Here is an 11,833-nt window from a genome sequence, read left to right as displayed (position 1 = left end):
TTTTAAACCTCATTAAAACAGCAACTCCCATGTACGAGCAATTTATAGAACTGACCGACCAGATTTTTTGGGAAGGTTACGCCGAACAGTTGGCGCAGGAGAACCCCTCACAGTTTCAAATGGAATTCAGCGATTTTTTGAACACCTATCAATTTTAGGACAATGGAAGACAAGATTTTTTTATTGGTGAAAGTGACCATCCAAACCACACACCCTAGCATACACGATGCTATCACGGAACTGCAAACCAGCACCGTTGAAGTAGTGAGCACGACAAATGTAGAAGTGTTACAAACCGAAATCATCCCATTAAATACAAAAACCTCTAAAAATTAAAGCAATGGCACATCAGATAAATTTCAATCAAAGAACAGGCAAACACAGCTTTATGAGTGTAAAGGAAAAAGCCTGGCACGGTTTAGGGCAGATTATTGACCGTTACCCGACCAGCAGCGAAGCAATACAGCATGCAGGTTTGGACTATATCGTAGAAAAACGCCCTTTGTTCACGTATGACACCGCTAACCACTTAGGCGAAGGCAGCGACGATATTGTAATACCTGAAATTTCAATACCTAATTTTTTTGCCACCGTCAGGGCAGACACCGAGCAGGTTTTAGGGGTGGTTGGCAATGATTATGAAGTAGTACAAAACCGTGATGCTTTTTCATTCTTTGACGCAATCGTCGGAGGGGGCGATGGTATTTTATACGAGACCGCAGGCGCATTAGGAAACGGCGAAAGGGTGTTTATTACTGCCAAGCTGCCCGATTATATCCGTGTTGGCGTGAAGGATTGGATAGAGCAATACCTTTTTTTAACCACTTCACACGATGGTTTAGGTAGTATAACCGCAGCATTTACTCCAATTAGGATCGTTTGCAACAACACGCTTAACGCAGCCATGCGTAACCATTCAGGAGCAATTAAGATACGGCATACCGCATCTGCTGCCGAACGATTGAAGCAAGCTCATACGCTCATGGGCATCAGCCGTGAGTTGAGCCATGAAATGGAAGGCTTGTTTAATCAGTGGGCAAAAGTCCGCATTACTGACAGTGAAATAAAAAAGCTGATACAAATCGCTATGGCGCCTAATAAAGAGGTTTTAGGACATTTAGCGGATGGCAAGTTTGATCAGCTATCAACCCACTATACAAACATTGTTGACAGCGTTTATGAATACGCTTTAGGCAGCCCAACCCAACAAATTGACACGACCGCAGGAACAGTGTTCGGCGCGTATAATGCGGTAACGGGTTATTTCCAAAACGTACGCAGTTTCAAAAGCGAGGAAGCAAAATTTAAATCGATCATGGACGGCACGGCTAAACAAAGGGCGCAAACCGCTTTCAACCTTTGCCGTGACTTTGCTGCTCATGGCGGTGAAGCTTTAATTTACAACTAAGTAACGAATAAGGGGGAGCAATCCCCCTTGTTTTCAAAAATTGCCGGACGGCGGGCTTTCGCCCGCCCGTTTGAGGACGCCCCCTGTTTTCGGGTCATTGATGATTTTGGTGAAAACAGGGGGTGGTACATCGCCTATGACTTGTTAATCTCCGACGCGGGTATCTCCACCGCATATCTCATCGACTCCGCGTAAAACTTTTCAGTACGCTCCCTGGGCTCGCCTTTGACCAAAAATCTTCGATCTTTTAACATGAAATGAAATTCAGCTCCGTCAAAAATAAAGATCTTAGTTTGCAGGAAATTTTCTGCTTCTTCAAGATTATCAAAATCGGTACGGCATACAAAAAAGCCGCCTGGTGAATGATAAAAGACTGAATATGTGGTTGCAGCCATAGTGAAGGTTTTAGGCTAAGATCGGATTTTTTATTAGTTTGCCGCATTCTTAGCCGAACTTACGGCTAATTGTGATAAGGTTTCCTCTAAAAAACTCTTGCCGCTTTAAAATTTCATGAGGAAAAGCATGGGCAAAAAAATATATATTTGAGATCAACAAAGCTGCATTCGCAGCTTATTGTGATAAGGTTCCTCTAAAAAACTCTTGCCGCTTTAAAATTTCATGAGGAAAAGCATGGGCAAAAAAATATATATTTGAGATCAACAAAGCTGCATTCGCAGCTTATTGTGATAAGGTTTAGGTAAAGGTCTTCAGCAGCGAGTGCATGGAGACCTTTTTTCTTAAAGCTCTAACCCTTCCTGAAAAATAATCTGCATGTAAATCAAAATAATTTTTATTTAAGTAATTGCTTAAATACTTATATTCGTATCTTGATTTCAAGTTATGAATACATGTAGCAGGATTTTTGCTGATGAAGCACAGATCAACAATTGTAAGGAGGTACTCCAAACGAAACAATCAGTTTTCACGGAGCTGACTCAGGTGTTATCATTAACCGCTAATGAGGCACGGCTAAAAATATTATTCCTGCTCCATTTGGAAAATGAGCTTTGTCCATGTGACCTCAGTGATATATTAGGGATGACCATTCCTGCGGTCTCACAGCATTTACGCAAGCTGAAAGACGGAGGCATCATCAAGTTCCGAAAAAGCGGTCAGACGATTTTCTATTCGCTTACCAACGCAGCAGGATTGCTTCCGCTATTTAATTTATTACGAGCACCTTTAAAAGAATCAGTATGATAAGCGCCAATGTAAATAAGAGTTGGGTACCCGGAGTGATTGCAGCGTTTGCAGCATCGTTATGTTGTATCACTCCTGTTATAGCCTTTTTAGGAGGCATCAGCAGTATAGCCTCGTCTTTTGCCTGGATAGAACCGGCGCGACCGTACCTTATCGGTTTAACCGTCGTAGTATTCGCATTTGCCTGGTATCAGCAATTAAGTAAGAAGGCCAAAACAGTTGAATGTGATTGTGAGGCAAAACCTGCATCGTTCTGGCAATCCAAAAAGTTCTTGCTTATTGTTACTATACTTTCCGCTGTCCTGATTGCCTTTCCATATTATTCGTCGTTCCTGTACGGTTCGCCAAAGCAATCGGCGGTACCGTTGAGCCAGCAAAGTAACATCCAATGGGCCAAGTTTACAGTTAAAGGAATGGGCTGCGCTGATTGCACAAGGCATATTGATGGCGAGTTATCCAAGATACCCGGCGTTATGAAGGCAACCACATCATTTGAGAAGGCCACGACAACGGTTGGATACGATCCAAAGAAAACCTCGGCAGATAGCCTGAAAAAGAAAATTGACCAGATCGGTTACCGCGCAACCATCACACAAACAAAATAACATGGTTAAAGAAATTCAATTACAATCGGTACTGACGTGTCCTCAATGCGGGCACAAAAAAGAAGAAACAATGCCCACCGATGCTTGCCAGTACTTCTATGAATGTGAAAACTGCCATGCATACCTAAAGCCGGTTGCCGGAGACTGCTGTGTATTCTGTAGCTATGGGACCGTTAAATGTCCGCCCATGCAACAAGGTTCATCTTGTTGCGGTTAAAATCCGTAAAAAATAAGTTTCCTCTGCGTTCTTTGTGAACAAGCCTGGGTGCTATCTACAGATTTGGCAGCTTAGGTTTCAGACTATTTGTTCTATTACCTTTTCCGTCCTTTTAGTGTGTTGAATGCTCAATTGCGTTGGGGCCATGATAGCTGCGCGTTATAATACAACGTTGCTTTTGCCTGCAAGTCAACAAAGTGAGCAATCCCTTTTTCTTTGTACAACGTTAATGTTTCCAGCGTTTTGTAAACCACTTTAAGTAACCGTCTTGCAACAGCCATGATAGCTTTCTGCGCTTTCATTCGTTTACGGAGTTTATCGAATAACGCATGCCAATAAGAATCCTTCATGCGGACAGCCGCCCATGCTGCACTAACCATTGCTGTGCGTAGGTACGTGTTACCTTTTTTGACGCCGGTAGCTTTTCGCTTACCAGCACTTTCATTGTTACCTGGTGCGATTCCGCACCAGGCGGTAAAATGATCAGCAGAAGGGAAACGAGTCATGTCCTTGCCTGCCTCACTTAATATGATCTGAGCTGACTTCACGGCTATGCCGCTTATGCTATCTAAACATTCTACCGCTTGTGCGTAGTGCCGGCTGATAATATTATCTATCAAAGCGTCTAACCTGACTATTTGCTTCTGTACGTGATCATAGTCTTGAAGCAGCATCTGTAGTTGAATCAAATGATGTTCCTGCAAGGTGCCTTCCAGCGCCATAGTCAGGCGATCCCTCTTTTGTTTGATCTGACCCCTCGAACAGTTCAGTAATACTTCCTTGTCTGTAATACCTTTGGCAAGAAGGCGAATGATGTCCATTGCTGTTTTGGTATGGATTGTGCTGATAACTGACCGGAGTTTAATGTTATTGCTTTCCAATATCTTCAAAAGCCGGTTTTGTGTCTTAGTCTGCTGCCACGTATAAAACAACCGGCTGCGGCAGTAATCACGTAAAATACGCTGATCGCAATCCGGCATAAAACTCGCACGAACCAAACCATGTAATAACAGTGTGCAGAGCCATCGGGCATCTTTTCGATCTGTCTTGCGTTTGGGAATTTGTTTAATGTGAACCGGGTTTGCAACAGTAACATTGATACCTGCTTCGGTAAGGATGGAATATAAACTCATCCAGTAAATACCCGTGCTTTCCATGAGGCAGTGCTCCACTTCGTTCCGAATCAGCCAATCTCTAATATCTTTAAGCTCACACGTAAAAGTGCCAAACTCTTTTAGCTCCTGACCGCCGCCATCTTTAGATGAAATAAACCCGACGATCTTGTCTTTGTGCATGTCCAGTCCGCAAGCCTTTTCCAGTTGCGGCATGATATGAACATCTGTGTTTGTTTCCTTTCTCATAAGTATCCTCTTTTTTAGAAGCTACCTTTTTATGAGCCTGGATGTTTTTTCAAATCATATCACTTAGGTTGAAAGCCCCTGCAGCGAGTGCGAAGGGGCTTTTATTTTATATCTTTCGGCAATGATAGGTATCTGCAAACTTTGCCTTAAGGAGAAAGAACTGATCAAACGCTCCCACATCTTTCCGAACTTTATGTATCGGGGCATTCCTAACGAAAAAGGCCAGATCCATGTGGTAAACTCCGATTACCCGTACCAGCGCAAAACTGTACAGTCAGGTGCTCATGAACGTTACATTCTTTGCGCCACCTGTGATAATGAAGTTTTAGGAAGCCTGGAGCGATATGCCAGTAATGCCCTTTATCGTCAGCCTTATCTAAAAGAAAGCAAAGATTTTAAACACTTGCACCTCAAAGCTGATATAGGTGCTGTTGAATGCCTGAATGTCAATTACCATAAATTTAAGCTTTTCCTATTATCGCTGCTTTGGCGTGCTAGTATTGCGGACGATGGATTGTTTGTCAACTTTAAGTTACCGCCCGATGCCGCGGAATTTGTAAGAAGAGCCATATACGAAGATGATGTGGTCGACGAAACGGTATTTCCCTGCATTCTGTTAACATGTGACACGGCGAAGGTGCAAACTGATTATGTGGGTGTTGATGCCTCTAAACAAGGTATCGTGAAATTCTATATCAATGAATTTGCTTATACCTTTTACCTTGATCCTAAAAGGATCGATGACGAGGTGATGTTTTTTACCATTAAGATGGATCAGCCGATGCGGATCATGAAAGTTTCCAAAAGGACATGGTATCAGATACGATTCTCGATTGCGGCGGCACTGGCGAATGCAGCACGAAAGAACCGTTAAAATTATATTTATCGTCGTATGATATTGCCACACGTTTAACAAAAATTAACATTTACATGAATTGATCGATTGGGAAAGCTCGACTTTATGACTTAAGTTTGTAGCCCATGAAGTATGTGGCGATCCTTTTTAGTTTTTACCTGACCTTGCTGGCAGTTTTGCCTTGCAGGGATAGTGATGACTTTGGGGATCTCGTCAAAACACATACAGTTGTAACCAAAAGTCATTCCGCAGATGAAAAGGCTGGTAAGGAAACCTGTACTCCCTTTTGTACGTGTGCCTGCTGTTCGACCGTCAGGACCATCACACCTTACCACCCTGTTATAGGCATTTTTATGCAGGAGGTTCAACAAACTTTTGGTGAGCCTGATGTCCCTGCCTTACTTACGCAGAGCGTATCTGTCTGGCAGCCGCCTCAAATAGCTTAATACGAATCTTATTTATTTACTCCGTTACGGTTAGCAACCATGCTATGCTGTAAAGGCTCGTTCGTATTAATCTAATAATCCATGTTTGATAAAATCATTGCGTTCTCGATCGGCAATAAGCTGGTCATAGGAGCTTTTATAATATTACTGGTAGCCGCAGGCGTTTTTTCACTAAGCCGGTTACCTATTGATGCGCAGCCTGACATCACTAATAATCAGGTACAGATCATCACACAGGCACCCACCCTGGGTGCTCAGGAAGTGGAGCAATATATCACGGCGCCCATCGAACTGGCTATCGCCAATGTACCAAAAGTCATTGAAAAGCGGTCTATTTCTCGTTCCGGCTTGTCGGTGATCACCGTCGTATTTGAAGATAATGCCGACATCTATTGGGCACGTCAGCAGATCAGCGAGGGGTTAAAAGAAGCTGAGAGCCAAATTCCTAAAGATACAGGTGAACCCACGTTAGCACCGATCACTACCGGCCTCGGCGAGATCTATCAGTACGTCATTCATACTAAACCAGGCTATGAAGGCAAGTACTCCGCAACTGATTTACGCATGATGCAGGACTGGATCGTCCGAAGGCAACTGGCAGGAACACCGGGGATCGCCGAGATCAGCGGCTGGGGCGGCTATGTCAAGCAGTACGAAATTGCCATTGATAATGAACGGCTGAACAGCCTGGATATTACCATTAGCGATATCTACACGGCACTGGAAAAAAACAACCAGAATACTGGCGGCTCCTACATCGAGCAGCGCAGCAGTGCTTATTTTATCAGAGGATTGGGACAGGTCAAATCCCTGGACGATATTGAACATATCGTGGTCAAGAACCGCGAGGACGCCCCGGTGGTGATCGGCGATATCGCCAAAGTGCAGTTCGGCAGCGCGAACCGTTATGGAGCCGTAACGCGTAACGGGCAGGGTGAAGTCGTAGCAGGCGTTGCCCTCATGCTGAAAGGCGAAAACTTCAACGAGGTCATTAAGCGTGTCAAAGAGCGTATGGCACAGGTGCAAAAGTCCTTGCCTGAAGGCGTGGTCATTGAACCTTTTATTGACCGTACCGAGCTGGTCGGCAGGGCTATCGGCACCGTCGAACGCAACCTGATTGAAGGAGGACTGATCGTTGTGTTTATCCTTGTGTTGCTCTTAGGGAATCTACGTGCAGGGTTGGTTGTGGCGTCGGTGATACCATTGGCAATGTTGTTCGCTGTTACCATGATGTACCTTTTTGGCGTTTCCGGCAACCTGATGAGCCTGGGTGCAATTGACTTCGGGCTGATCGTCGACGGGGCCGTCATCATCGTGGAAGCGATCGTTCACCGGATTACTGAATCTAACCGCTTCCGGGGCGTTGAGGCATTGAATCAAAAAGAAATGGATGGCGAAGTTTACGAGGCCGCCTCGCAGATCCGTCACAGTGCTGCTTTCGGTGAAATTATCATCCTGATCGTTTACCTGCCGCTGTTTGCGCTGGTGGGTATCGAAGGCAAGATGTTCCGGCCCATGGCGGAAACGGTAGCCTTCGCCATTTTGGGTGCTTTTATTCTGTCTTTGACCTATGTACCGATGGCCAGTGCTTTGTTTTTGAGCAAGAAAACACGTCACAAGCGAAATATTTCAGACCGTATTATCGACGCATTGCACCGCGTTTATACCCCGGCGCTGAATGCGGTTTTGAAAGCCAGGAAGCTCACTGTCTTTCTTTCTGCCGTATTGTTAGCCGTTGCCTTCTGGGCGTTCGCTAAGATGGGTGGTGAGTTTATCCCTACGCTGGAAGAGGGTGACCTAACGGTAGAGATCGCTATGATGCAGGGAACTTCGCTCAGCCAGGTGGTGGAAACTTTCAGCAAAGCGGAAAAGCTATTGAAAAGCAAGTACCCGGAGATCAAACAAGCCGTAACGCGCATCGGCAGCGCCGAAGTACCCACTGACCCGATGCCGTTTGAGCGCGGGGATATGATGCTTTCAATGAAACCCAAAGACGAGTGGACTTCGGCAGGTGACCGCACGGAAATGATGGAAAAGATCGAGCAGACCTTAAAAAACATTCCCGGTATCAATGTGGAAGTCACCCAGCCTATGCAGATGCGCTTTAACGAACTGATGACCGGTATCCGTCAGGATGTGGCCATCAAGATCTTCGGGGATGATCTGGACGTGCTCTCTGCACAAGCGGATAAAACAGCCAAACTGATCACCAGCGTCAAAGGCGTCAGTGAACCGATCGTCGAAAAGGTTAGCGGGCTGCCGCAGGTTGCTGTTACCTACGACCGCCATAAGATAGCCCAGTACGGGCTGAATATCGAGGATGTCAATACCGCGTTAAGCACTGCTTTTGCAGGCCGTGTGGCTGGCGTGGTGTTCGAGGGCGAAAAGCGCTTTGAGATCGTGCTTCGTCTGAGCCGGGAACTGCGGGCCGATATCACCAATATCGAAAACCTGTACATTCCGCTGCCAAGCGGCAGTAAAGTGCCGCTGAGCCAGGTGGCCTCGATCCAAATTGAAGATGCTCCTTCGCAGATTAGCCGCGAGGATGGTAAGCGCAGGATCTATGTTGGCTTTAACGTGAGAGGCCGTGACGTAGAAAGTACGGTTAAGGAAATTCAGCAGCTATTGAGCCAGAAACTGAAAATGCCTGCCGGATATTATACGACCTATGGCGGTCAGTTTCAAAACCTTCAGGAAGCGAAAGGCCGTTTGGGAATTGCTGTTCCGGTAGCACTGCTGCTGATCCTCATTCTGCTGTTTTTTACGTTCCGTTCAATCCGCGAAACGCTCCTGATCTTCTCTGCGGTGCCGTTATCGGCGGTGGGCGGCGTAGCGGCTTTATACCTCAGAGGTATGCCATTCAGTATCAGTGCAGGCGTTGGCTTCATCGCACTCTTCGGTGTTGCCGTACTTAATGGTATCGTACTGATCGGGTATTTTAACCAGCTCCAGGCCGAAGGCATTTCGGATATCGTGGAACGTGTCAAAAAAGGTACACAGGTTAGGTTAAGGCCGGTCATCATGACGGCATCAGTTGCTTCGCTCGGCTTTTTGCCGATGGCGATATCTACTACAGCCGGTGCCGAGGTACAAAGACCACTGGCAACCGTAGTGATCGGCGGGCTGATCTCCGCCACGTTGCTCACGTTACTGGTACTGCCCGTACTTTATATTCTTTTTACAAAAAACCATCCACCGAAACCGGATAAGGCTATGCCATTGTCACCCAAAATAGTAACCATCTTCGTGCTGCTGGCAGGCAGCTTGTTTGCTACACAGACTATACAGGCGCAGGATACTAAGCCGCTTACTTTAATGGAAAGTATCCAAACTGCTATCCGGAATAACCCGAACCTAAGGAGGTCAACCCTCGAAATAAGCCAGAACAGGGCTTTGCAGGGTACAGCCTTTGATCCCGCCAAAACGGACATCACGCTGACGCAAGACCCTACTTCGGGCGGCAACATTGATAACAGCTTAGGCATCACGCAGAGCTTTGCTTTCCCGACCGTTTACAGCGCACAGGGCAGGGTGCTGAAAGCGCAAACCGCCCTGAGCGAAAAAGCGAAGGCCCTTACGGAAAGGGAACTCGTGAAGCAAGTCACACTGGCTTACTACCAGCTTCGGTATGCGCAAAATAAGTTACGGCAACTGGGCAGCCAGGACAGTCTGTATAAGCGGTTCTCCGAGCGGGCAGCGCTGCGCTATAAAACCGGGGAAACCTCCTACCTCGAACAGCTATCAGCGGTAAATGCCTACAGGGAGATCGGGGTGTCCAAAAAGCAGGCGGAAGCGGATGTGTTAATCGCCAGGCAGGAACTGAGGCAACTGCTCAATATTAATGAGCTGCCACAGGTAACGGAAAGCACGTTGGAAAAGCTGAGGTTTGCGCCACAAGATAGCCTCAGCACTGATGGCCATCCGCAGCTAGCCTATTACCAGCAGCGCAGCACGCTGGCTGACGCACAGCTTCAGGCCGAAAAAAGCAAGTATTTGCCGGACCTGACATTGGGTTACCGGCAGCAGCTCCTGGTCGGTGCATTCAATCCGGCAGGCATCAACCGTAATTATTTCCCCGGCACCCGTATCGGTGGTTTTGAGATCGGTGTGGCCGTTCCGCTTTTCTTCGGGGCGCAGAAAAGCCGGGTAAAAGCTGCACAGGTCGGCCAGCAGATCGCTCAGGCCGAGCAGCAGAATGCGACCCTTGTACTGACGAAGCAATATAGCCAGGGCTTGCAGCAATTAGCCAAGTTTGACGAGGCGCTTCGCTACTATGAAGAAGCGGGATTGAAGCAGGCAGCCGAGCAAATCCGTATCGCCCAGTTTGCCTACAGCAAAGGCGAGATCGGTTACGTCGAGTTCATTCAGAACATGACGCAGGCCATGAACACCAGGCTGAGTTATCTGTCTGCGTTACGCGACTATAACCAGGCCGTTATTGAACTCAATTATTTGACCTCCAGCGAAAAATTATAATGAATACATTGATAATTAAAAAATTTCAACTTGGCTTGGCTGCGATGTTTGCTGCATTGCTAATGTTCACGTCTTGCTCGCAGCAGCCGAAAACCGGGGACAACGAAGAAGCCAAAAGCGAAAAGCCAAAAGCTGCACCCGAAGGCGTTACACTGACGCAAAGCCAGCTCGACGCCGTTGGTATCCGCCTGGGCAGTATCGAACAAAAAAATCTAAAGTCAGTGGTAAAAGCCAGCGGCCAGCTTGAAGTACCGCCGCAAAACAAAGCCGAGGTAACGCTGCTGATGGGCGGCGTTGTCAATCAGGTGTTTGTTCTGGAGGGGCAGCATGTTTCTAAAGGGCAGAAACTGGCCACCATTGAAAACAACCAGCTCATACAGTTGCAGCAGGATTATATGGCGGCGTTATCCAGCCTGTCTTATGCGGCCAAGGAGTACGAGCGCCAGCGGGAATTGAATGAAGCCAATGCAGGCACCGGTAAGATCTACCAGCAGTCGCAAACTGCCTTACAAAACGAGCAGGCCAAAGTTTCTGCGCTCAGCCGCCAGCTCCGGCAGGTGGGCGTTAGCCCGGAAAGTGCCGCCCATGGCAGGTTTATCACGCAGATACCCGTATACGCGCCTATCAGCGGCACTATAGGTAAGATCGTGATCCAGACCGGCTCCTACGCGGAACCAGCCAGGCCGCTAATGAACATTATTGATAACTCGAAAGTGCATTGTGACTTGGTGGTCTATGAAAAGGACCTGTTTAAAGTAAAGGCGGGCCAGCAGGTAAGCTTTATCCTCACCAATCAAAACAATCGCGAGATCACCGGGAAAATTTACGGCGTAAACCAGTCCTTTGAAAACGAAAGCAAGGCCATTATTGCACACGCAGTGATCGAGCAGGCGGCCAAAAATAACCTTATCCAGGGTATGTATGTATCGGCATTGATCGACGTGGGCAAGCAGGAGGCTACAGCCGTTCCAACTGAGGCTGTTATCAAAACCGGTGGCAAGGAATATATTTATTATCTGGTTAGGGTCGCTGAACGTTCTGGCGCAAAAGAAAAATCAGAAACGGACGAAGAAGATACATCCGGTAAATCTTATGTTTTTGAAAAAGCAGAGGTAGTGACCGGCGTAAGCGATTTAGGGTATACTGAAATTAGATTGGTGAAGGCCTTGCCAAAAGATATCAAGATCGTCACCAAAGGTGCCTTTTACATTCTTTCCTCTGAGAACGCTACCGGCGACGAGGAGGAATAATCTAACAAAAGAGA

General features: G+C 46.8%; 12 protein-coding genes. 10 read left to right on the top strand and 2 right to left on the bottom strand.

Features of this window, described 5'->3' with window-relative positions; all coding sequences use genetic code 11:
- Nucleotides 1-29 precede the first annotated feature (29 nt).
- From ABD960_RS12645 to ABD960_RS12635, 3 genes are read left to right on the top strand one after another with little or no spacing between them, the layout of a single operon-like run.
- Nucleotides 30-158 (top strand): hypothetical protein, encoded by a 129-nt coding sequence (locus tag ABD960_RS12645; protein ID WP_345331520.1) that lies wholly within the window; start codon nt 30-32, stop codon nt 156-158.
- 4 nt (nt 159-162) lie between these two features.
- Nucleotides 163-336: a hypothetical protein gene (locus tag ABD960_RS12640; protein ID WP_345331519.1), complete on the top strand. Its 174-nt coding sequence runs from the start codon at nt 163-165 to the stop codon at nt 334-336.
- A gap of 4 nt (nt 337-340) precedes the next feature.
- On the top strand, nt 341-1,408 hold the full coding sequence (locus tag ABD960_RS12635) for a DUF932 domain-containing protein (RefSeq protein ID WP_345331518.1): 1,068 nt from the start codon (nt 341-343) through the stop codon (nt 1,406-1,408).
- A gap of 134 nt (nt 1,409-1,542) precedes the next feature.
- On the opposite strand, the gene ABD960_RS12630 is transcribed toward ABD960_RS12635, so the two are convergent.
- Nucleotides 1,543-1,803, bottom strand: coding sequence for a hypothetical protein (locus tag ABD960_RS12630; RefSeq protein WP_345331517.1), 261 nt, complete (start codon nt 1,801-1,803; stop codon nt 1,543-1,545).
- A 445-nt stretch (nt 1,804-2,248) separates the two neighbouring features.
- On the opposite strand from ABD960_RS12630, the gene ABD960_RS12625 reads away from it, so the two are divergent.
- The 3 genes from ABD960_RS12625 to ABD960_RS12615 are packed head-to-tail and all read left to right on the top strand — an operon-like array spanning nt 2,249 to nt 3,430.
- Complete coding sequence (locus tag ABD960_RS12625; protein ID WP_345331516.1) at nt 2,249-2,608, top strand: ArsR/SmtB family transcription factor; 360 nt, start codon at nt 2,249-2,251, stop codon at nt 2,606-2,608.
- Entirely contained in the window at nt 2,605-3,213 is a 609-nt protein-coding gene (gene merTP / locus ABD960_RS12620) for a mercuric transport protein MerTP (protein WP_345331515.1), read from the top strand. Before ABD960_RS12625 ends, merTP begins: the two co-directional genes overlap by 4 nt.
- Nucleotide 3,214: 1 nt before the next feature.
- Entirely contained in the window at nt 3,215-3,430 is a 216-nt protein-coding gene (locus ABD960_RS12615) for a GDCCVxC domain-containing (seleno)protein (RefSeq protein ID WP_345331514.1), read from the top strand.
- Between the two features lie 128 nt (nt 3,431-3,558).
- On the opposite strand, the gene ABD960_RS12610 is transcribed toward ABD960_RS12615, so the two are convergent.
- Nucleotides 3,559-4,791, bottom strand: coding sequence for an IS110 family RNA-guided transposase (locus ABD960_RS12610; RefSeq protein ID WP_345331513.1), 1,233 nt, complete (start codon nt 4,789-4,791; stop codon nt 3,559-3,561).
- Between the two features lie 121 nt (nt 4,792-4,912).
- Here ABD960_RS12610 and ABD960_RS12605 point away from each other — a divergent pair, with 121 nt between their 5' ends.
- From ABD960_RS12605 to ABD960_RS12590, 4 genes are all read left to right on the top strand, one after another.
- Nucleotides 4,913-5,665, top strand: a complete 753-nt coding sequence (locus ABD960_RS12605; protein WP_345331512.1) for a hypothetical protein — start codon at nt 4,913-4,915, stop codon at nt 5,663-5,665.
- A 107-nt stretch (nt 5,666-5,772) separates the two neighbouring features.
- On the top strand, nt 5,773-6,093 hold the full coding sequence (locus tag ABD960_RS12600) for a DUF6660 family protein (protein ID WP_345331511.1): 321 nt from the start codon (nt 5,773-5,775) through the stop codon (nt 6,091-6,093).
- An 81-nt stretch (nt 6,094-6,174) separates the two neighbouring features.
- Complete coding sequence (locus tag ABD960_RS12595) at nt 6,175-10,569, top strand: CusA/CzcA family heavy metal efflux RND transporter (protein ID WP_345331510.1); 4,395 nt, start codon at nt 6,175-6,177, stop codon at nt 10,567-10,569.
- Nucleotides 10,569-11,819, top strand: a complete 1,251-nt coding sequence (locus ABD960_RS12590; RefSeq protein WP_345331509.1) for an efflux RND transporter periplasmic adaptor subunit — start codon at nt 10,569-10,571, stop codon at nt 11,817-11,819. The genes ABD960_RS12595 and ABD960_RS12590 overlap by 1 nt, the downstream gene beginning before the upstream one ends.
- Nucleotides 11,820-11,833 lie beyond the last annotated feature (14 nt).

It is taken from the genome of Mucilaginibacter defluvii (assembly GCF_039543225.1).
GTDB lineage: Bacteria > Bacteroidota > Bacteroidia > Sphingobacteriales > Sphingobacteriaceae > Mucilaginibacter > Mucilaginibacter defluvii.
Note: the sequence above shows the minus strand (reverse complement) of the source record. Positions and strands in the feature narration are given on the sequence as shown.